Source organism: Microcoleus sp. B5-D4 (assembly GCF_036705145.1).
In the GTDB taxonomy this organism is placed as follows: domain Bacteria; phylum Cyanobacteriota; class Cyanobacteriia; order Cyanobacteriales; family Microcoleaceae; genus Microcoleus.
On sequence record NZ_JAUBTV010000007.1, the window covers coordinates 137,597 to 157,946 of the forward strand.

The following is a 20,350-nucleotide window of genomic DNA, read 5'->3' on the forward strand; positions in this document are numbered from 1 at the left end:
ATGTGTGTGAGGTAAAGAACTAAAAAAGTATTGAAGTCAATTTGCGGAACTTGTGCGTTTGGCGTAGTAGCGCATTCCGCCAAGTTTAGTCTTGATAGAATCTTCTGTCTTATCGAGCGTGATGTCTGTCATCTCACCACCTATAAGCTGAAAAATATCATTAGCCTGCATTTCCAACAGCCACTCATTGAACTCCGATCGCCCTACCCTTTCCCCGATCGCCCGACGCATCCGATAAATCGGCACTAAATCGTCTAAGTTATAATCCCGGTTCAAGCTGTCATATACATCGATCGCCACAGCCTTAAAATCGTCATAGGATGCGATCGTCCCTACATCCGCCTTCCCCTTCTCAACCCCAACACTCGCCGCACCATCCTGATGGCGAATCCACTTCAACAAAGAATTTCCCAGCCGAGTACCAATTTGAGAACCATCAAACTCAAACAAAGAATCCCGACTTTTCAGCCCCTGCGCTAAAACTTCTTTCCCTTTCGCCGTCAATTCCACCAGCGTCACCCGATTTACTAGCGAATACTCGATCGCCCCGGTTGCCTGCAACTCACCGAGCACTCCCAGATATCTCTGACTCGTCTCATTAGTCCGCACAATCCGCTTAGTCAACTCCCCCTTTTTCACCTTCATCTTCCCGCCGCTCAAATCCCACAAATTCAGCAGTACCCGCACTTTCGCCTTCGCATCCCACACCGCTTGCTCTTCCGGTGTCAAAGTGTTAGGCACCGCAATTTCATCTTTCTCAGACATATCTATACCTTTAAATACTTGTTTTTACTCTCAAATTTTACCAGAAACCTTGCTGGGAAACATTTAAACTTTTCCGCACAATCCCTACCGACGCTGGACACAACTTATGCAAATTTCATTTAAAAATAATTCGGATTGACTAAAATGCGATCCTTTGATAAAATAGCGAATCAAACGAGCGATCGCACTTCAAATTTTCCGCAGTAAATGCGATCGAAACCATTTTAAGCACAGCCCGCTACACTCTAGCAACCTCAACAAATGTAGCGATCCCAACCGCAGCTAACAACCAGCAAACCAGCGTAACTGCGACTTTAGTTCAATGCTGGATTCAGCCTTTAGAAAGACGAATTCAACCTAAACATCTTGTTACATTGCAATGGCAATCAAAACATTGAACAAGATTTTACCCATGAAAAATATTCCCGACCAAATTTCCGACATCAAAGAAAAACTTCCCGACCTTACTCCCACCCCTCCTGGTTTAAAAGCTCAAGCATCTAGCCACGACCTCAAAGCCCGTTTAGATTGGGGCGAACCCGGACTCACAATCATCGACGCCCGTGACTTTGAAAGCTTCACCAAAAGCCACATTACCGGCGCCGTAATGATGCCAATGGACGAATTAGTCGGTAGAGCACAATCGAGTTTAGAACCCATCCGCGATATCTACATCTACGGCGAAAACGACCAACAAACCGCCGAAGCAGCCAATCTTCTCCGCGCAGCAGGCTTTCAAAAAGTAGCCGAACTAAAAGGCGGAATTCCTGCTTGGAAAGCCATCGACGGCCCCGTGGACGGCGCTGTCGAACACGATACTCCTGGCCCCGATGCCTACAACGTTTTCTCTCGCTTGCAACACCACGCCGAAGCTCAGAAAATCCACAAATAACCTCAGATTGGCGGCAGGATTCGCCCATAAAATCTGACACTTAATAAACCCGGTATCGCAAAAGTTACCGGGTTTTTCTATCAAAAATTATACCAAATCCGTCTTAAATTTTAGTAGTCTCTTACAGAGAGAGTTCGTTTGTCTAGTAGCGGTTTCAACAGCAGATTTTTAATACCAACTCTCAAAACTCATGCAACAGTATCTGTAGGGTGCGTCGCCCTCAAAAATCTTAAATAATATCCACAATCTTTGAGCGACGCACCTTACACAATATTTCAGCAAACAAACCCACACTCATTATTGTTGCAAGACGAGGCGATAATTAGTATAACTTTCTGCCATCCAAATATGCCTTAACTTCCCCAAACATTAGGCGGTTTGCATCAAAAGTAATCCGTTTAACAGCCTCCTCAAAAGAAAGCCAAGCAGAATTTTGAACTTCCTCCTCTTGCAAAACAACTTCCATCGAATTGACAAAACCTAAAAAATAAGTCACAGTCTTTTCAATGGGCTCCCCATCCTTAACAAAAGAATAGTGTTCCGTAAAACTCGGCTCATCCAGCATTTCAAAATCCGATATACCAGTTTCCTCCTCAAATTCCCGTCTTGCCGTTTCCGCTGGAGATTCCCCCGGATTCGCGTGACCTTTCGGAAACGCCCAATGTCCCGCTTGATGTTGAATCAACAAAAACAAAGCATCAGCTTCCTTGCCAAAAATCGGCACAATCCCAAAACATTCATCTTTCATGTTTCTGATATTTCCTATTAATTATCGTGTTCTTATAGTCTCGCGAAGGCGGACTTTGTTTGTGTAGACGCGATTTCCAATCGCCGGGAATTTGTGGTTTCAACTAAAATTCCCACCCCAAGCGAGTCTGCTGTTCATAAACCCGCTTCAAAGTATTAACATCCCTCGCGGAAATAGGCGGCGGATTTCTCACCTGAGAAAAATAAAGCACATCAGTTTCCATCAAACTGTGGCCCCAAATTCCCAAAGCGTGGCCCAACTCGTGCCGCGCCGTCGCCGGAATATACTTCCCCACTTGATTCGGATTCAAATAAACCGAAAACCGATGAGATAACACAGTTTTATCCCCATCCCGACGGGCGTATAACTCATAGGTAGCCTCTCCAGAGCGCGATCGCAAAACCCCTTGACGCAAAGGCGGAGCCCGACGTAAAATCCTAATATCAGCCACCTCCGAACTATCCACCACTTCCAAAGGCAAATACACCCCCCATTCCCGTACCACATCCAACACAGCCGCCACCCATGCTTCAGACTTATTAGCATCAACTGGACGCTCAACATAAACCTGAATCGGAAACTTAGACCACAACAAATGACCGAATTGCGGTTGCTTAACCTGGTCAAAATAATCACCACTATCCGTGGAATCTTGCCAATTGGCCAGCGTTGGTGGCAAAGGATGAACCTGTGGATTCGGCAAACTATTAGGGAGAGAAGAAACAGTCGCCGCCGGAGTATTAACCTGACTAAAAATTATCAGGCTAAAACAACATAAAGCCAATCCCAAACCAGCCAGTAATCGAGGTTTTACTGTCACTTTCCCCAACCGCATTTTTCTGACTGCACTTAAATTTCATTTTTAGGGCGGGCTAGAAGCCCAACCCCTACTCCCCACAATAATTTATCAGAAAATTGGGTTTAAAACCCCGTCCTTCTAGGACGGCTTTAATTTCTTAAATCCATTCCTAAAAATCCATAAATTTCTTGTATTTGTGCTAGACTAGAACAGTCAAGGTTAAACTCCTTTGCCCGAAGTGAAACGGAGACACACTTTTAGGCATAAATTGTTGGACCGAGAGCAGCGAAAACTCTTAAAACAGCTAGAGGATCGACGCATTCTCTTTACCAGAAAAAAAATAATTTAGTTCATTTGTTAAGTAGGGTAGGGCATACCCGAACTCTAGGTTCGTATCCTAGTACGCTTTTGGAGATAGACCCTCTGGGGTTGCTGTGAATTAGGCTCGTCAATTGGTGTAATTGCACGGTTGAAAAGTTTAAAGATTGCCGAAAGGACATAGCGCTTAAAGGTCAGTCGATGAATTAAGAATCCCTACGCCTTTAGGCTAGGGAGTGTCAATTATGTGGCACGGGCGTCTCGCCCGTGAGCTAATGTGGCACGGGCGTCTCGCCCGTGAGCTAATGTGGCACGGGCGTCTCGCCCGTGAGCTAATGTGGCACGGGCGTCTCGCCCGTGAACTCATGTGGCACGGGCGTCTCGCCCGTGAACTAATGTGGTTAAAAATCCAAATCTTATAACTTAGGCGCCAACCAACCAGCACTCAAAATCACAGTCAAACCCATAAAAACAATAGACAGACCCCAAGTAATCCGGTTCAGACTTGTTTCTGCACTCTTGGCGCTGGTAAACAATTGAGCTTGTCCGCCAATCCCTCCAATACCATCGCCTTTAGGACTGTGCAGCAACACAAAAATCACCAGTCCTAAAGCAGACAAAGACCAGATAACTTGTAACACAGAAACAATATTCATAATGTGGGGTAATGGGTAATTAGTAATCGGTAATTTATTATCATATCAAATTCAGTCGATCGCACACAAACTCGGTTAGGGACACGGCGCCGTGTCCCCACCTTTAGCGAGATTTCACCGAGCCCTACTACAATCGGACTCGCACCGGAGTGCGATTGGCACGAACTTCAAACTCAGCCGATCGTATCATAGAGCGTCCCGTCATCTCCGGGGGCTGAGGCAACCTCAACAGCTCCAGAATCGTCGGCGCAATATCCGCCAAACAACCATCCGCCCTCAGAGGAACATCCGTTCCGTGACCCGGAATCTTCCGACCTTCACCTTCTACCAGAATAAACGGCACCGGGTTAGTAGTGTGAGCCGTCCAGGGATTCCCGTCCTCGTCAAACATCTGCTCAGCATTTCCGTGGTCAGCAATAATAATTGCCGTACCTCCAGCTTTACTAATAGCGCTCAACAGCCGCCCCAAACATTTATCCACAGTTTCGATCGCAACTATCGTCGCATCCATCATCCCCGTATGACCAACCATATCCGGGTTAGCGTAGTTAATCACCATAAACGAATAGATGCCTCTTTCCAAAGCCGTCACCACCCCATCCGTCACCAACTCCGCCGACATCTGGGGTGCCTCATCGTAAGTCCCCACCATCGGACTCTGCACCAACTCCCGGTGTTCCCCGATAAAAGGCTCTTCCAGACCCCCATTAAAAAAATAAGTCACATGAGCGTACTTTTCAGTTTCCGCCGTCCGCAACTGCTGCAAACCGTGCTTAGAAATCACCTCGCCCAGAATATTGTTCAAATTCTGCGGTTCAAAAGCCACCATTACCGAGGACAACTTCGGGTCGTACTGAGTAAAACTCGCAAACGTCAGCGGCTCAATTAACTGCCGTTCAAACCCCTTAAAATCGGGAGATACAAAAGCCTGAGTCAATTCTCTAGCCCTGTCCGGGCGAAAATTGAAGAAAATTAGCCCATCCCCGGATGCCACGGCTCCCCGCGCAATTCGAGTCGGAACTGCAAACTCGTCGGTCACTCCTTCAGAATAGGAGGCCTGCAACACATCAACAGCCGATCGACCGTCAGGCGCGCCCTCAGTCGTCATCACCTCGTAAGCGCGCTGCACCCGATCCCAGCGCTTGTCCCTGTCCATAGCGTAGTAGCGGCCGCTGATGGTCGCAATCCGACCGACCCCTACCTCTGCGATATAACTTTCAATCTTGCCTAGAGCTTCGACACCCTCTTTCGGAGTTGTATCACGGCCGTCTGTAATCGCGTGAATGCAAACCTCAGAAATTCCCTGTGCCTTTGCTAATTGCAGCAAACCCTTAATATGACTGAGATGGGAATGAACCCCACCTTCAGAACAAAGACCAGTCAGGTGCAACTTGCCGCCCGTGGCCCGGACTTTCTCGCAAAGCCCAACCAGCGCGCGGTTGTCCAGCAAAGAACCATCTTCCACGGCATCCGAGATCCGCACCAACTCTTGAGGAACCACGCGGCCCGCGCCCAGATTCAAGTGACCAACCTCTGAGTTACCCATTTGCCCGTCTGGCAGCCCTACCGCCCGGCCCGATGTTTTAATCAGAGTTCTGGGATAAGCGGCCCAGAGACTGTCCATCACGGGTGTTTTCGCAGCGGCGATCGCATTTCCGTCTTGTTCTTCACGATAACCCCAGCCGTCTAGAATAATCAGCACTACAGGAGATACAGACGCTTGTGCCATGTGAATACCTTATTTACAATAATTAATTTCTCGATCGTCATGATTTCCGATTTTGCGGAACATCTTCCGCTCATCAGTTTACATATTTTCTAGGCTCCGGCTGAACACAGCCCACCAAATTTCCCTTAGCCACAGCATTGTGGGAACTAATTTCGACCTGCTTTGGGAATTGTTTAATTGATTGCCTTGCCCTGTACTGTAAATGCACAGTCGGAGACAGTTACCGATCTCACCAACAGCGACCCTGCTTTTGCCGCCGCATTTTCACCAATTGTTCAACGGTAGGTTGCTATTGAAACACTAAGAAGAATACCACAGATGGCGCACTTTTACTACTGCCTCAAGGAAGAGATTAAACAGCTTTGACTGGGCTGCGAATAACTTTAAACGAGTTGAGCAAAAATCCGTTTCCGAATCGGCTCACTTTCAGCGGACATAAAATTCTACAACATCTTTTTTAATTTTGACATCGTAATTGCCAAAGAAATCGTGACCGAGCAGACCTATTGGCATTTGTTTGGCGATCGCCACTTCGACATTTTGGCTCACAGCACCGCCAACCCGAATCGATCGCACTAGACCGATCGGGAACTCGACAACGCTACCGTCAGCGATCCCCGCTCTGATTGTACGCACCGGCCTCACTCCCAGTGCAGTAGCCATCCGCTGAGAAATCAAAGTGCCACTCGCCCCGGTATCGAGAATCATTTCAAAAGTCTTGTTGCCGTTAAATACCACATCAATCACCGGCGTCCCACCAGCGCGACGCTTGATTTTAGCTTGAAATACCTGTGGATTCCCCGGTGGCTTAGCCGGTTGATTTGCTGGGGGTTTGGCACCACGATTTGACGGGTTCCAAAACTGAGAGTACAATTTGCCAGTTGTGAATCCCGATCCCGTTATAGTGCGATTCCCTACCCTTCGGGAACCCCTACGGGGAACGGGATAGCTCCGCCGCGCGTGCTGCTGGGAACTAACATCGGGCACCAATGTCATCACCTGAGTTTCTGGCTGATGTGAATGAGAATGCACCTCGCCACCCCCCACAGATCCCAGACCAACCACAACGCTCGCACAAACCAAGCCCGATCGCCAAATCCGCTTGAGAATCACTTTTGCCATGATCTAAATACCTTAATTGATTCAATGATGTCGAACAACGACCGCCACTGATATCCTAACCCGCTCCCAAAAACCAATCGCCCGATCGCCCGATCAGATCATCAGGAAAACTTGGCAATTTTCAAGCGATCGCATAACATCGAACACAGATAAACTGATAAACGGCAACAGGCTGTAATTGCAGAGCCTTGTTGGATATCTTGAAATTAAGCATTTAGGGGCGATCGGCAATGCACAAACTTTTATATTTTGCAACTATAGGACTACTAGCTTTCTCGATCGGAGGATGCGGTGGCGACGAGGCCAGCAACACAGCCAGCCCCAGCCCCAGCCCTAGTGCAGCCTCTCCATCTCCGACAGCCTCTGCCAGCCCCACCCCAGCAACTCAGACTTTCCCGTCTCCAATAGTAGCCGCCCAACCTCCAGGGTTAATTCGATCGACCAACCCAGACGAACGAGCAAGACAGGCTCAAACAGGAATCGGCGACAACAAAAACAGGAATCCAACGCTTCCCCTTGAGCCGGTGCCACAAGGCCCTGTGACAGCCAATCCTTCTCAGCTAGACCCCTTTGGGCCGCTGCCACCGATCACAGTTCAAAACCCTCCCGGAGTTGGCGATGTCCCGGGCGGAGTCCCAGCAGGGCCGATGACAGCCAATCCCTTGCCCAAACTGCCGCAGCGACAGGTGGCCATGATACCTAAACTGCCAGAACTATCCCGCCCAGTCCAAATTGGAGGAACTAAGCTCAGAGGCCCTGCCGCTCCCCAAATCAATCTCAGCCCCACAGCAAGAGGCGTTGTCAGCGAATTTAGGACGCTTCAGGCTTTGCTCGATGACACCACACAAAACTCTGAGTACGGTACTGATGTGCGTAAATTAGTCGAGACTATTTACGGAGTACCAGGAAGGAATTTTGGTGTTACCAGACGAGAGTTACTACTAACTAACCGACCATTCTTCAGAAGAATAGAAAAGGCCCTGGGTGAATATGTGACAGCCTCAAACTTGTGGGATCTTTACGGAGATCAATCGCCTGCTGATGCTCTCCGGTGTTCCATCGTTCCCGAAATTGCCGAGGCAATTGAGGTATATCGACCGCCGACAGTAAGAAGGGGGGAACTTTCCTGTGTGACGCGAGCAAATTTGCTGCAAGCAGTTTGGCGGCAGGGCAAGAACAGACTTGATGCAGCCCTCCGCGATCAAGACTATGAGGCGCGAACTATCGCAAAAGCGCCTCTTCTGCCAGTTCTATCGGCAAGCCCGACAAATCGTCAGCCACCAGGCGAGACGGCCCTGGGTCGGCAATTAGCTTCGTTGCCAGAAGTGCCTGGGCTAAACCCCCCGCCAGTAGGGCGTCGCCCAGCGGGAGCTCCGTTCATAGCAGCGGGCCCCGGAGATCCTTCTCTGCCGGGAGGCGAAGGCGCGCAAGTTGGCTCCCCGCGCCAAGTTCCGGGACTCAATGCGCCTCAATTGGGCAGTCGCCCCGGACAGCCGGGTTTTCCCGGAGGCGAAGGCGCGCAAATAGGCTCGCCGCGCCAAGTTCCGGGGCTGAATACGCCTCAATTGGGCAGTCGCCCCGGACAGCCAGGCCTGCCGGGAGGCGATGGAGCACAAATTGGCTTACCGCGCCAAGTTCCGGGGCTGAATACGCCTCAAGTGGGCAGCCGCCCAATTTCAACACCAACTACCGGTAGGAATCCGCGCCGTCCAGCACCCCCGCGCCCGCCCCAGCCAATTGCAGCTAGACCCATAGGAGTACCGGATCTGCCGGAACTGCCAGTAGACAAGCGCCCGCCCCAGTGGAGAGACCCCAATCCCCCACCTCCTCCGCAGATACCAACAGTTGCGCCACCGCCGCCACCGCCTTCTACTGACCTCGCTACAGGCACTGAAGTCAGTGGCGTGGTAAAAGTCGGGAACGAGACGCAAGTGATTGTCAAAGTACCGAATGAACCAACCAGCCGATATGTCAAAGTCGGCCAGCGGTTGTCTAACGGGCAAGTTTTGGTGAAGCGGGTGGATATCAAGCCCGGAGCCGATCCAGTCGTGATTCTAGAGGAAAACGGCGTTGAGGTAGCCAAAGGTGTTGGCGAAAAACCCGCCACTCGCCAACAACCCGCCAATACAGTTATTAGCCGTCGGCCAAATCCGAATAGCTCAACGCGGCGCTGAAAATTGACATTAAAGCATGAAAAATGCTAAGGGCAAAAACTCTAATTTTTGCCCTTAGCGTTTATGGCTGATCTCGAATCTGAAGGTAAAATTAATATAGAGTGAGTTAGTCGCTTCTGGGAAGAAACATTAGGGATTAAAAAATAGAAGACTTTTCAGCGAGTCTTAGCTTCTATAAAATCCCTATTAGTAATGGAAGTCAAAGGAGATTTCTCATGCTCGGTTCAATTCAAAAATTAGGGATGGTGATATTAGTTGCTTCTTGTATCGGCAGCGCCACTAATCTCTTGAATCCCCAGCCATTAATGGCTCAGCCAACACCTGATCCAAAAAAACCAGATGAAGAAAAACGCTCTCCCTTCTGCCAAGGCAGCCTTCCTACGGGAAGAGTGAAATGCAATTACGAGGGAGGCGATAACTACGAGGGAAATTTCGTCAACGGCCTCCCCGATGGCAGTGGAGTCTACGTGTACGCTAATGGCGATCGCTACGAAGGACAATTTCGGAATGGAGTGCCGGATGGTAGAGGGACTTTCATTTTTAAAGATGATGCCCGCTACACAGGCGTGTTCCAAGACGGCACGATGAGGTCTGGGACGGTGGTTTTTCCCAACGGCGAGCGCTACGTCGGAGAGTTCGCAGTCGTCAGGAACGTTCAGACTGATGTTATTAGCAGCCAACCAGCAGGGCGGGGTCAATTTTTTTACGAGAATGGCGATCGCTACGAAGGACAATTCTTTGCAGGTTCGCCCTTTGGCCCAGGGGTATTAGTACGCAAAGACGGCACTCGCTGTTCCGGCAGATTTTTTAATCAAGAACTAGATGCTAGTGTCACCTGCACTTTCCCCAACGGTACGCGCTATGAAGGAGAATTGCGAAAGGGACTGCCTCACGGTGTCGGGACGATGATCGATGCTAGCGGCAGGCGCTTTCCGGGGGTATTTCGCAACGGCAAACCCGGAGTTTCCTAAAGGATAAATTCAGTTTTTCAGGCCACTGTTGACAAGAAATCGGACAAAAGACAAATGACGAAGGAAAATAATATCCAGAAGCGTATAGGAGAGACTTTGTTAATGATTTCCCGTTTTAAAACCAGTGGAATCGCTCTATTAGTTACATCAGTGTTGGGAATTGGTAGTTACGCGACTTATCCCTTGCCATCAATGGCGCAAGGAACAGGAGCTAAAACTGGTCGCTGCGTGCCAGCTATCCCTACAGGTAGAGTTAGGTGCGATTACGACGATGGCGATAGCTACATCGGACAGTTCGTTAACGGTTTGCCCAGTGGCACGGGGGTATACGTATATGCCAACGGCGATCGCTATGAGGGGCAGTTCCGTCTCGGTCAGCCAAACGGTCGAGGACAATTTATATTTAACGACGACGCCCGCGTCGAGGGCATATTCCGAGATGGCAAAGTGAGTTCCGGGACAGCTATTTTTACTAATGGCGATCGCTATATAGGGCCGTTTTCTCTGGATTGGAAAGTGGGTACGCCGACTGGACAGGGGCAATTCATTTTTGCTAACGGCGATCGCTTTGTCGGTCAATTTTTAGGGGGCAAGCCTTTAGGTGCGGGAGTCTTCACCCGCGCGGACGGTACCCGGTGTTCGGGACAGTTCTTTAATGAAGAACTTGATGCTAGGGGTAGCTGCGCGTTTTCTAACGGTATCCGCTATCAGGGAGAGTTCCGCAAGGGATTGCCTCACGGCAAAGGCACAATTATCGATACCAGTGGCCGGCGGTTTCCGGGAGTGTTCCGCGACGGCCAGCGGCTCGAACGATAAACTGGGAATAAGTGCGAACTATTAGTAAGGGCAGGTTGAGGGCTAATATTTTTTGCACAAAACCTGCCCTTGCTAGGTTTTAAAGTCAAAACTATTGATAATGTATGATCGGCTTTTTCTCAACCGAATTGCTAATCTTAAATATCCACTTAATGGAGTTAATGGAGGCGTTTTGATATGACAACTACTGCTTCTGCTTCCAGCCGCACCGGCCAGTTTCCCTTCGACTTTGCCCCGCAGCGGACTCAAGATGCTGATTTGTTGCGACAACTCAATTTTGTGCCCGGTTTGAAGGAAGTTTTGACTTTGCGACAAGTTCATGCTTTGGAACACGCTACTGTTTGGGTACTAAGTCAATCGTTTGGTGCGACGACAGCAAGAACCGATAATGAGTTATTGGGCGGAATGTCCACAGACCAAGGGTTTTATCTTTATGGTCACGTTAACATTGCACAGTTGCGTCAGGCAGTGCGCGAGGCTTTGCAGCGGATTGCCAGCGGAGAGTGGGATTTAGCTGTACATCCCCGCTGTGGCACGAATTTGTCGGTGGCAATGCTGCTGACTGCTGGACTTGCTGTTGGCATTAATTTAGCCCTGCCTCGCGGGCCCATTCTGCAACTTTTAGGTTTGGGTGCAGCGGCGGCGGCGGCGGCTCAATTAGCTCCAGATGTAGGATCTCTAGCTCAGCGGTACGTCACAACTGCTATTCCGTTTAATTTGAGTGTTGTTGATATTACTGTAAGTCACGACTTCTGGGGACGCGAAGCTCATTTTGTGCGGGTGCGTTGGGTTGAATAGTTGCACAGTACCAAGCCCACCTCAAACAACAGAATACCCTGATCTCCGACTTTTTTAAGAATTCGGGGATCTGACAGAAAGGGAGCATCTCATATTTGTAAAAACACTTCTTCTTCCTGCTTCCTTCTTCCTCTTTCTTCCTGACTCCTGACTCCTGGCTCCTTCCAATTTCTAGATTGGCTGCTTTCATTGAGATGCTCCAGACAGAAAGCTCCTAAATGCGATCGGCATCTACTCCTAATTCTCGCAACCTGGCCGCCAATCTTTCCGCCCGTTGGCCCTGCTCATCAGCCCGTTGGCGCTCCACCGCAGCTTGCTGCTCAAGTTCCTGGAACCGAGCTTGTTCTGCTTTAATCAACCCTTCAACTAATGGCGGAGACAGTATTTCATTCACTGATAATGTCAGATTGGGAAATACTACAGATACCATTTGTTGCCCCGGCACAAAATCGGTTTGTGTATAGATGTCTTCACCTTCAGGAAAAGCTAAAACTCGCACCAGTTCTTTGTTAGGTGTAGGGTCAACAATTACATATTCAGGTACGTTAGCTAGTTCGTACTCAGCTCGTTTAATCACATAATCGGCGCGCCGATTTTGACTCACTACTTCTATGACTAACAGGGGCTTTTCCTCAAAATCGAGGATACCAGAACCTGGTCTAGCAGCAGCTTGTTCCAAAAGACTTTGAGTGCAAACAACTACATCAGGAATCCGAGAGGTATCTTCTTCTGTTCTTACTCCCAGACCTGTTTTTGCTACTAAGTCAAGATTGTGTTCAGCTAGGTAACGCTGCAATTTGTAAACTAAGTATTCGCAAATTTTGATATGTAAAACTGTTGCGGTTGGCATCGGAATTAATTTGCCTTTGTACAGTTCATATTGTAGATCGGAATCAGTTTGATAAAATCGGTATTCTTCAAAGGTCAAGGTGGGTGAAGTATCAATTTGCTTTGATTCAACAACTGGCACTACAGATTGAGACATATCTTTTCACCGATGTCGATATAATTCTATTATATTCAATCTGCCTCGATCTGGGTGCATTTGCGGTTAAATATTCCCAATTTATCGATCGCACTCGCCAGCAGAATTGTCAGAGAATAGTTGAATAGTGTAAAATCAACTTTGCGATCGCCCCGACAACTCGACCTCACCCTTCCTTACACCATCCGAGTTCCTATGTCAATCAAAAAGATTCTTTCCATAGCTCTGTTAATTTTTATCCCCATTTCCATCGCCGCTGAGTATTTGCACTGGGGCTCCCTCGCAGTTTTCATCACATCCGCTTTAGGCATTATACCTCTGGCGATTTGGTTGAGCACAGCAACAGAAGAAGTGGCGATCGTTACAGGCCCCTCCATAGGCGGCTTATTAAATGCAGTCTTTGGCAATGCTACGGAATTAATTATTGCCATAGTTGCCCTGAAAGCTGGCTTAATTGACATTGTGAAAGCCAGCATAACCGGTACAATTATCAGCAACTTGCTCTTAGTAATGGGATTTTCCATGCTGTTAGGAGGAATCCGCTACAAAGAACAGGAATTTAAGCCAATAATCGCGCGGGTGAACGGTTCCACAATGACTCTAGCAGTGATTGCCATCCTGCTGCCGACAATGGTAATTTACACCTCCAATGGAGTCGAACCCGCAGCCATTCAGAATCTTTCCTTAATAACTGCGATCGTCCTAATTGCAGTTTACGCTCTAACTCTGCTATTTTCCTTAAAAACTCACAGCTATCTTTACGAAGTCGGCTTACTAGAACTAGAGTCAGAAAATTCTCAAAATACCAAAGAGGAATCTACTACGCACAAACCGAATTTGTGGCTGTGGATAGGAGTGCTAGTTGCCTCAACTGTTGCCGTTGCTTTTGAATCAGAAATTTTCGTGGGTGTTGTCGAAGAAACTACCAAAGGATTGGGATTGACGCCACTGTTTACAGGGGTAATTCTGTTGCCGATTGTTGGCGGCGCGGCCGAGTATGTAACTGCGGTGGGAGTTGCCATGAAAAACAATATGGATTTGTCAGTTTCTGTCGCAATGGGTTCGAGTTTGCTAGTTGCTTTGCTGGTAGCGCCGGTGTTAGTAATTATCGGATTAATAATTCATCAGCCGATGGATTTAAACTTCAATCCGTTTGAAGTAGTTGCAGTTGCCATTGCCGTGACAATTGCTAATCTAATTAGTCTTGACGGGCGATCGAATTGGCTCGAAGGAGTGCTGCTTTTAGCAACATACACCGTTTTAGGAGCCGCATTTTACTTTCACCCGATTACTTGATTTCTCGTGGGACAGGCAAGATGCCTGTTCCACAAAAACTCAATTTTCTTAACTGGTTCCTAGGCTGTGCCTGGGAACCGATGTAAGCGAGGCTCTGCCTCGTTTTTTTTCAGGAAAATTGGAGGCAGAGCCTCCGGATCTGCGTTACCAGGCTCTGCCTGGTAACGAGTAATAACTTATCTTGTTTCTGGTTGGTTATTCCTCTTTGTCTTCTGCCGTTAATTAAGAAAATAATTTTAGGAGAGAAAGTAATTACGGACAGCGACACTGTTGAACAGGAAAACACTCTCGTCTGCAACTTCTTTTTCTGCCTTTACGGTCGCGACAATCAGAAGTATCCCGACATTCTACCTGATCTTGACAAATTTGCTGACGGGGAAAAGTACCTAAGTTTTGTATAGAAACTTCAGCCGTCAGCGAACCCTGTTCTATAACTTGGTCATTTTCTTTAATTTCATAGAGAAACTTATTTTCTCCCTCTAAAACCGAAAAAGTTCTTGTTTTGTGACTGTTACCCAACTTAAATCCAAAATCCTCGGAGAACTCACCTTTATTGTAACCTCGGTCTGTGTAAGGATAGGGGTTAGTTTCCATGCCATCAGTCACATTTTTAATCATTACCCTTCTGTTAGGGCCGGGAGGAGTTTTGCTGGAGACAAATCGAGCGCTTTGCGAATCAGGGGAGAAGACAGTACCGGCACACGGCCCTACATATTCAGTGCGCTTAAATTGAATTAAATTAATATTAAAAGCGTTTTCGTTTTTGACCCTAAATTGTGCTTCGCTACTCTGCTGGGCGCTAACTGTGAAAGCTGCTAGCGTCAAAAAAATTGCCCCCAGAAAAATAGCTAGAAATTTGATTTGTGGCCTCCCCGTAACAAATCTGGCCTGTTCCATCTCTCTCTACCTCTCAGGTGAATAGATAGCATTTTGTTTAGGCGTTATTTTAACTTGAGAGGTGAGGTGTTGTCAAAGTATATCGAATAGGTTTATAGTGAGAACTTGAGTCTTTGATGCTGAGTTTCCAAAGGAAGGGCGGAAGTTATGACTGTGAACTTTTTAGAGTCAGGAATGAAGCCCTCATTACTGAGATGTTGCACTATTGTCAATAAGCCTTTTATGAACGGGCTCTCCGGCCCGTTCCACAAAGAGTGAATTTTCTTGTGGAACAGGCATCTTGCCTGTTCTTGAGAATGGTGCAACATTTCAGGAGTACGAACTTAACTACCAAGTTACTCGATCGCGCCATCTCTCTAAAATCTTGTCCCCAACTCCCTGTACCCGTGCCACATCCTCCAAAGAGGTAAAAGGTTGCTGTTGCCGCGCTGCAATAATTCTCTCGGCTAACTTCGGGCCAACCCCTGGCAAAGTTTCTAATTCTTCCTGAGTCGCGGCATTCAAATTAACTAACTTTTTTCCCGCAGCAATTTGAGGTTTAGCACTCGCAGATTTTGATGCTGCTTGTAGTGAATCGCACTCTTTTTTCTTAGCATCAATTCTCTGTTTGATGCGGGCGGGAATTCCCAAGGTTGCACCTTTGTAAAGCCGATCGAACTCCCGCTCAAAATGGGCCGCAACTGTGGGACTCTCGATCGCCAGCAGCGTCTCGTCATTCCCGTGATTTGCCGCCTCACTCCAGTTGTGAGAACCTGTAAGCACCGTTTTGCCGTCCACAACGCCGAATTTGTGGTGCAGGCGATCGCCCATTGGTAACAGCGGCACTCCCACCGTAGTCAGCGGCTTTCTCCAAGGGCGATTGTCAGTTTCTAACCCGCAATCCTGCATCAAAGTCGCCCCCATCATATCCAACCCTTCACTATAAGAGCGATAAATAAAATTAGAGTCAATTAAAGCGCGCACCGCAACTCCCCGGCTAGCTTCCATTTCCAAAGTATTTGACAACCGCTGAGCCGAAAATACAAACAATGCCAAATCAACCGACTTTTTCGCACTACCCAAATTTCCATTTATCAAACTGTTAACGCTTTTTTCCCAAGGCAAAGTCTGGGAAGTCGGTGAAAATTGCACTGCAACTGTCGAATTCCCTACTCTTACTTTTTGTACTTGACGAAACGGCTTTTTGATGCCAAACTTGCTGTCCGGTTTGCCTTTGGGCCCGTCGCCCCACATGATGTTAAATTCTTGAGTAAACAGTTGCGCTAATTGAGCATTTTCAATTTTCAGCAAATTGTTCGCATTGCCGCGACTTGCGGCTGTCTTGAAATCGCCATGTATATCGCTTGTGGTAAAATTAGCAGAAGTGACGATTACGGTTTTGCCATCAATTACCACAAATTTGTGGTGCATCAAACCGCTGCCTTTACTGCCGTCAGCAGTATCGTCAATTACAGGAATACCCGCATCTTTGACAATTACCAAAGCATCATTTTGCTTGATTTCCTCGGCGCTTAATTTACCGTCTTTATTGCGATCGGCAAGTTGCACAAATTCGCTATAACGATCGCGCTCTCTTTCCGGTAATTTCGCCAACTCCTGGGCTGTAAAATCGCTCCAAGGGCGACTATACATATGTTCGACAATTAATCTCACTTTAATTCCCGATCGCTGTCGATCGGCCAAAACCCTCGCAATACCGGGCAAGCGAAACTCCTGAACCGCAACATCTACCGTCGATCCAGCACTAGCGATCGCCACTGCGATCGAGTTTTCTAAATCATCTCCAGGTCTAGTTTGCTGGCGGTAAGGCTCTGTATAACTCGAAGCGATCGACTGATTGAAGTATACTTGCAACAAGGGGTCTTGAGGCAATGGAGCCAGACTGAGAGGTAAATTCTGCACGTCTTGCTTTGTTTGTCCGCAGCCCGCCAGATTGAGCGCCACCAGCCCAGCACAACAGAAACCGAGTAAATGATAATACAATACAGTCACAAAATTTTAAAAAATATAGAGGTTATTAGCCTTCCCAGAGTTCAAAGCTATTGGATCAAGTAAAGTTACAACCTATTCAATTTATGCAAGGGAATAGATTTTACGTCTTGTAGAACTGCCTCGATGCCGGAAGCATCACTGGTAGGGTAGCAGCATTCAGGGGCGTGGGTCAAACCCGATACCGCTGCTTTATGGCTAAAAGAAAAAGAATTTTTCCGTGCGGTCACAAAGGATATGGTAAAGCGTGCCATCGCTGCACGCAAGAGTTGGTGGCGCAGCAGCAGTACGTTGAAGTGCTGACACAAAAACAAACCAAAAAACAAGAGAGGGAAGCATCATTTGCTAGAGATATCATCGATCTCAGAGGTCTGCCCGACCACGTAGTCACTAAAGCCCGGGCAATTATAGCAGCTTTGGGCGAAAATAAGAATTACAGAGATTTCGGCGGCAAACGCCTGCGTCACAACCGTTTAATAATCAGTATTCCTGTAACTCGCAACTACAGAATGCTTTGTGAAGATTGCGGCACTTTCTTAACTCCCCAAAAAGTTTTGTCGCACGAAGACTACAACGTCTGCAAACCAGGAAGTTAGTTATCAGTCATTAGTCATTAGTCATTAGTCATTAGTCCTTAGTCCTTAGTCATTAGTTATTTAAAATCATGCAAATTTACCTCGACTATAGCGCCACAACACCCGCACGCCCAGAAGCGATTCAAGCCATGCAAAAAGCCCTGACTCAGCAGTGGGGAAATCCTTCCAGTTTGCACGAGTGGGGACAAAGGGCTGCCACAGCTTTAGAATTAGCAAGAATGCAGGTTGCTAGCTTGATTAACGCGCTACCGGAATCGATGATTTTTACTTCCGGCGGCACTGAAGCGGACAATTTGGCAATAATGGGAATTGCCCGTCTTTATACAAAGCCGCAGCATATTATTATCTCCAGCGTAGAGCACTCCGCAGTAGCAGAACCGGCGCGACAACTCGAACAGTTGGGATGGGAAGTGACGCGGCTACCGGTGGATAAATTCGGGCGCATTCACCCTTTGGATTTGCAAGAGTCGCTGCGATCGAATACAGTGTTAATTTCGATCATTTACGGACAAAGCGAAGTTGGCACGCTGCAACCAATTGAGGCATTAGGACAAATTGCGCGCGATCGCAATATCATGTTTCATACCGATGCAGTTCAAGTTGCCGGCAAGCTGCAAGTTGACGTGCAGAAACTTCCCGTAGACTTGCTTTCGGTTTCCAGTCACAAACTTTACGGGCCACAAGGTGCAGGGGCGCTTTACGTGCGTCCGGGAGTAGAATTAGTGCCAATGTTGGGCGGTGGTGGCCAAGAATTGAAACTGCGTTCGGGGACACAAGCGCTGCCGGCAATCGTCGGTTTTGGGGTGGCGGCGGAGTTAGCATTGCAGGAAATAGATGTGGAAACGCCGAGGTTAATTGCATTGCGCGATCGGCTTTTTGACCGATTATCCCACGTACCTAGTTTAGTACCAACTGGCGATCGATATTATCGTCTGCCGCACCACGTCAGTTTTTGCATTGTTTCTCCCGACGGCGACACAGGGAAAGTGACAGGCAAGACTTTAGTGCGACAGCTAAACTTAGCCGGAATTGGCATTAGTTCTGGTTCTGCTTGTAACAGCGGCAAACTAACTCCGAGTCCGATATTATTGGCAATGGGATATAGTAAAACTATGGCTGTTGGCGGCATTCGCTTGAGTTTGGGACGGGAAACCACAGAAGCGGATATTGATTGGACAGTAATTGCGATCGAGCAAATTTTGGATAGATTAATGCCCAAGGTAGCATTATCTAGACGTTAGCATGAAAATCTGCGGTTAAAATTCCAAATTAACCGGGTGTTTACGATTTTTATCGACTGTAATGAAGTATCTCCCAAAAACCCGGTTTCTGGCCACCCGCGCACAATCAAAATAATCTTTCATACATCCTGTAGGGGCGGGTTCACCAACCATAATTGTCTGAAATCAACAATCTCAAAAACCCGCCCCCACCCAACCAACAATCATCATTTACATTTTGGCGATGCGAGGCAAATTTTAGGTTGACGTGGGTTATAGGTGGTGGCAGGGCTTATATAGATGGTTGCTAATTGTTATATATAATTGGCGAACCCCCCTACAAAATATCGTAAAATCATGGTAAAATAAATCCCGGTGTTATTCACAACTCCCCACAATGGACGAAACCCGCGCCCAAGCCTATTTGCAATTAATTCACACTCTGCTGAATGCCCCCAAAGGAGACGAACCGCAAATATTACAGGATAACTCAGAATTACTCGATCGCGGATTTCTGGAAACTTGCGAGTTAGTAGCATCAACCTTAGCAGAACAAGGAGGGGAAAATGGCGCTAAATTCCTTCGACATCTAGCTAGTTACCTAGCGCAACTCATCGATATGAACGATGACGGAGATAGCAATAACTCGAATAGTGAAAAATTCCAAGAGTATGCAAATTTTTTCCTAGAATTATTGCAAGCAGAACAAGATAGCAACGGGGATATAGCAGTAATTTACCCCATGCTGGAAGAGCGACAACATCTCCTTAATGCCACTTTTGCAGAGACTTTACAGCAAGTGGCGCAGAAGTTAATTACTGGGGAAAACTCAGAAACAATTAGCTCAATTATCGGTCTTATTGAAAATTTGAGTATTCATATTAGTGATTTTCCCAGTGGAAATAGAGCGAATAATATTGAAATTGCGATTACTGGTTATCAAATAGTTTTAAATAATCGCGAACCCGGTAGTGAACAATGGACGCAAACCCAAAATAATCTGGCTACTGCCTACAATAAAAGAGTCAACGGTTCGCGGGCGGAAAATGTGTAACGGCAAAAACCAGGCGGTTGAAACCGCCTCTACACAAACCAAGTCCACCTATGCGGACAAGCGAGATAATTCAAAAGTGTTGAAATCCTCGATCGAGCTTTAATACAATATCAGAATAAATACCGCTGCTATCAGTTAACCAGATATCGGTGCTCTCGGTAGTGATTCCCACAATCGAGGCTCCATTTCCTATTTTTTCTACCAATAAGTGAGCGCTTGTTATTGGCAAAAACAGCACTAACTCGAAGTCTTCGCCGCCGTATAATGCCCAATCTAAAGCTTTTTCGGTTGATACTATTTCGCTGAAAATATCGGGAATTGGTATTTTTGTGCGATCGACTTTTGCGCCAACACCGCTAGCCCGACAAATTTGAATAATCGCATCAGCTAAACCGTCGCTGCTGTCCATTCCGGCGATTGCAATTGGGGATTTAACCCCCCCCGGCCCCCCCTTGCTAAGGGGGGGAGAATTGACCCCCCCCGGCCCCCCCTTGCTAAGGGGGGGAGAATTGACCCCCCCCGGCC

The 20,350-nt window shown here is 47.6% G+C and carries 20 protein-coding genes; 10 read left to right on the forward strand and 10 right to left on the reverse strand.

The genetic code is table 11. From position 1 onward, the window contains the following. Window positions 1–36: 36 nt before the first annotated feature. The gene (locus QUB10_RS05450) at window positions 37–765 is read right to left on the reverse strand and encodes a hypothetical protein (RefSeq protein ID WP_333200256.1); all 729 of its coding nucleotides are present in this window, start codon (window positions 763–765) and stop codon (window positions 37–39) included. Between the two features lie 379 nt (window positions 766–1,144). Here QUB10_RS05450 and QUB10_RS05455 point away from each other — a divergent pair, with 379 nt between their 5' ends. Next, complete coding sequence (locus tag QUB10_RS05455) at window positions 1,145–1,657, forward strand: rhodanese-like domain-containing protein (protein WP_333200258.1); 513 nt, start codon at window positions 1,145–1,147, stop codon at window positions 1,655–1,657. A 322-nt stretch (window positions 1,658–1,979) separates the two neighbouring features. Here the strand turns inward: QUB10_RS05455 and QUB10_RS05460 are convergent, their stop codons facing one another. Both QUB10_RS05460 and QUB10_RS05465 read right to left on the reverse strand, forming a co-directional pair. Continuing rightward, complete coding sequence (locus QUB10_RS05460) at window positions 1,980–2,405, reverse strand: NUDIX domain-containing protein (RefSeq protein ID WP_333200260.1); 426 nt, start codon at window positions 2,403–2,405, stop codon at window positions 1,980–1,982. Between the two features lie 103 nt (window positions 2,406–2,508). After that, on the reverse strand, window positions 2,509–3,240 hold the full coding sequence (locus QUB10_RS05465; RefSeq protein WP_333200262.1) for a peptidase: 732 nt from the start codon (window positions 3,238–3,240) through the stop codon (window positions 2,509–2,511). 527 nt (window positions 3,241–3,767) lie between these two features. Here QUB10_RS05465 and QUB10_RS05470 point away from each other — a divergent pair. After that, window positions 3,768–3,944 (forward strand): hypothetical protein, encoded by a 177-nt coding sequence (locus QUB10_RS05470; protein WP_333200264.1) that lies wholly within the window; start codon window positions 3,768–3,770, stop codon window positions 3,942–3,944. Here QUB10_RS05470 and secG read toward each other — a convergent pair. From secG to QUB10_RS05485, 3 genes are all read right to left on the reverse strand, one after another. After that, on the reverse strand, window positions 3,939–4,178 hold the full coding sequence (gene secG / locus QUB10_RS05475) for a preprotein translocase subunit SecG (protein WP_190659521.1): 240 nt from the start codon (window positions 4,176–4,178) through the stop codon (window positions 3,939–3,941). The genes QUB10_RS05470 and secG overlap by 6 nt on opposite strands. A 127-nt stretch (window positions 4,179–4,305) precedes the next feature. Next, window positions 4,306–5,907: a 2,3-bisphosphoglycerate-independent phosphoglycerate mutase gene (gene gpmI, locus QUB10_RS05480; RefSeq protein WP_333200266.1), complete on the reverse strand. Its 1,602-nt coding sequence runs from the start codon at window positions 5,905–5,907 to the stop codon at window positions 4,306–4,308. Window positions 5,908–6,333: 426 nt separating this feature from the next. Beyond that, window positions 6,334–7,029 (reverse strand): retropepsin-like aspartic protease, encoded by a 696-nt coding sequence (locus tag QUB10_RS05485; RefSeq protein WP_333200268.1) that lies wholly within the window; start codon window positions 7,027–7,029, stop codon window positions 6,334–6,336. A 230-nt stretch (window positions 7,030–7,259) separates the two neighbouring features. Between QUB10_RS05485 and QUB10_RS05490 the strand changes: the two genes are divergently transcribed. The 4 genes from QUB10_RS05490 (at window position 7,260) to QUB10_RS05505 (ending at window position 11,788) form a co-directional block, all read left to right on the forward strand. After that, entirely contained in the window at window positions 7,260–9,203 is a 1,944-nt protein-coding gene (locus QUB10_RS05490; protein WP_333200270.1) for a hypothetical protein, read from the forward strand. A gap of 215 nt (window positions 9,204–9,418) precedes the next feature. Continuing rightward, window positions 9,419–10,174, forward strand: coding sequence for an MORN motif-containing protein (locus tag QUB10_RS05495; protein ID WP_333200272.1), 756 nt, complete (start codon window positions 9,419–9,421; stop codon window positions 10,172–10,174). Window positions 10,175–10,276: 102 nt separating this feature from the next. Beyond that, complete coding sequence (locus QUB10_RS05500; protein ID WP_333200287.1) at window positions 10,277–10,990, forward strand: MORN motif-containing protein; 714 nt, start codon at window positions 10,277–10,279, stop codon at window positions 10,988–10,990. Window positions 10,991–11,167: 177 nt separating this feature from the next. Beyond that, window positions 11,168–11,788, forward strand: a complete 621-nt coding sequence (locus QUB10_RS05505; protein ID WP_333200274.1) for a DUF6391 domain-containing protein — start codon at window positions 11,168–11,170, stop codon at window positions 11,786–11,788. A gap of 214 nt (window positions 11,789–12,002) precedes the next feature. Here the strand turns inward: QUB10_RS05505 and QUB10_RS05510 are convergent, their stop codons facing one another. Next, the gene (locus QUB10_RS05510) at window positions 12,003–12,773 is read right to left on the reverse strand and encodes a Uma2 family endonuclease (protein WP_333200276.1); all 771 of its coding nucleotides are present in this window, start codon (window positions 12,771–12,773) and stop codon (window positions 12,003–12,005) included. Between the two features lie 195 nt (window positions 12,774–12,968). Between QUB10_RS05510 and cax the strand changes: the two genes are divergently transcribed. Continuing rightward, window positions 12,969–14,069, forward strand: coding sequence for a calcium/proton exchanger (gene cax / locus QUB10_RS05515; RefSeq protein WP_333200289.1), 1,101 nt, complete (start codon window positions 12,969–12,971; stop codon window positions 14,067–14,069). A 252-nt stretch (window positions 14,070–14,321) separates the two neighbouring features. Here cax and QUB10_RS05520 read toward each other — a convergent pair whose 3' ends face one another. Continuing rightward, entirely contained in the window at window positions 14,322–14,966 is a 645-nt protein-coding gene (locus QUB10_RS05520; protein ID WP_333200278.1) for a hypothetical protein, read from the reverse strand. A 327-nt stretch (window positions 14,967–15,293) separates the two neighbouring features. Then, window positions 15,294–16,958: a DUF655 domain-containing protein gene (locus QUB10_RS05525; protein WP_333200280.1), complete on the reverse strand. Its 1,665-nt coding sequence runs from the start codon at window positions 16,956–16,958 to the stop codon at window positions 15,294–15,296. A 191-nt stretch (window positions 16,959–17,149) separates the two neighbouring features. On the opposite strand from QUB10_RS05525, the gene QUB10_RS05530 reads away from it, so the two are divergent. The 3 genes from QUB10_RS05530 to QUB10_RS05540 all read left to right on the forward strand — a co-directional run bounded on the left by QUB10_RS05530 (window position 17,150) and on the right by QUB10_RS05540 (window position 19,825). Continuing rightward, window positions 17,150–17,551, forward strand: a complete 402-nt coding sequence (locus tag QUB10_RS05530; RefSeq protein ID WP_333143337.1) for a DUF7682 family zinc-binding protein — start codon at window positions 17,150–17,152, stop codon at window positions 17,549–17,551. A 68-nt stretch (window positions 17,552–17,619) separates the two neighbouring features. Next, window positions 17,620–18,792, forward strand: coding sequence for a cysteine desulfurase family protein (locus tag QUB10_RS05535; protein WP_333200282.1), 1,173 nt, complete (start codon window positions 17,620–17,622; stop codon window positions 18,790–18,792). Window positions 18,793–19,168: 376 nt separating this feature from the next. After that, window positions 19,169–19,825 (forward strand): hypothetical protein, encoded by a 657-nt coding sequence (locus QUB10_RS05540; RefSeq protein ID WP_333200283.1) that lies wholly within the window; start codon window positions 19,169–19,171, stop codon window positions 19,823–19,825. A gap of 70 nt (window positions 19,826–19,895) precedes the next feature. Here QUB10_RS05540 and QUB10_RS05545 read toward each other — a convergent pair. After that, window positions 19,896–20,350 (reverse strand): thiamine-phosphate kinase (locus QUB10_RS05545; RefSeq protein ID WP_445300824.1); only part of this gene is annotated, 455 nt, incomplete at its 5' end.

Bases quoted from the DNA above. Each gene is read 5' to 3' on its own strand.
- QUB10_RS05450 (WP_333200256.1), bottom strand. From the start codon at position 765: ATGTCTGAGAAAGATGAAATTGCGGTGCCTAACACTTTGACACCGGAA.
- QUB10_RS05455 (WP_333200258.1), top strand. From the start codon at position 1,145: ATGGCAATCAAAACATTGAACAAGATTTTACCCATGAAAAATATTCCC.
- QUB10_RS05460 (WP_333200260.1), bottom strand. From the start codon at position 2,405: ATGAAAGATGAATGTTTTGGGATTGTGCCGATTTTTGGCAAGGAAGCT.
- QUB10_RS05465 (WP_333200262.1), bottom strand. From the start codon at position 3,240: ATGCGGTTGGGGAAAGTGACAGTAAAACCTCGATTACTGGCTGGTTTG.
- QUB10_RS05470 (WP_333200264.1), top strand. From the start codon at position 3,768: ATGTGGCACGGGCGTCTCGCCCGTGAGCTAATGTGGCACGGGCGTCTC.
- secG (WP_190659521.1), bottom strand. From the start codon at position 4,178: ATGAATATTGTTTCTGTGTTACAAGTTATCTGGTCTTTGTCTGCTTTA.
- gpmI (WP_333200266.1), bottom strand. From the start codon at position 5,907: ATGGCACAAGCGTCTGTATCTCCTGTAGTGCTGATTATTCTAGACGGC.
- QUB10_RS05485 (WP_333200268.1), bottom strand. From the start codon at position 7,029: ATGGCAAAAGTGATTCTCAAGCGGATTTGGCGATCGGGCTTGGTTTGT.
- QUB10_RS05490 (WP_333200270.1), top strand. From the start codon at position 7,260: ATGCACAAACTTTTATATTTTGCAACTATAGGACTACTAGCTTTCTCG.
- QUB10_RS05495 (WP_333200272.1), top strand. From the start codon at position 9,419: ATGCTCGGTTCAATTCAAAAATTAGGGATGGTGATATTAGTTGCTTCT.
- QUB10_RS05500 (WP_333200287.1), top strand. From the start codon at position 10,277: ATGATTTCCCGTTTTAAAACCAGTGGAATCGCTCTATTAGTTACATCA.
- QUB10_RS05505 (WP_333200274.1), top strand. From the start codon at position 11,168: ATGACAACTACTGCTTCTGCTTCCAGCCGCACCGGCCAGTTTCCCTTC.
- QUB10_RS05510 (WP_333200276.1), bottom strand. From the start codon at position 12,773: ATGTCTCAATCTGTAGTGCCAGTTGTTGAATCAAAGCAAATTGATACT.
- cax (WP_333200289.1), top strand. From the start codon at position 12,969: ATGTCAATCAAAAAGATTCTTTCCATAGCTCTGTTAATTTTTATCCCC.
- QUB10_RS05520 (WP_333200278.1), bottom strand. From the start codon at position 14,966: ATGGAACAGGCCAGATTTGTTACGGGGAGGCCACAAATCAAATTTCTA.
- QUB10_RS05530 (WP_333143337.1), top strand. From the start codon at position 17,150: ATGGCTAAAAGAAAAAGAATTTTTCCGTGCGGTCACAAAGGATATGGT.
- QUB10_RS05535 (WP_333200282.1), top strand. From the start codon at position 17,620: ATGCAAATTTACCTCGACTATAGCGCCACAACACCCGCACGCCCAGAA.
- QUB10_RS05540 (WP_333200283.1), top strand. From the start codon at position 19,169: ATGGACGAAACCCGCGCCCAAGCCTATTTGCAATTAATTCACACTCTG.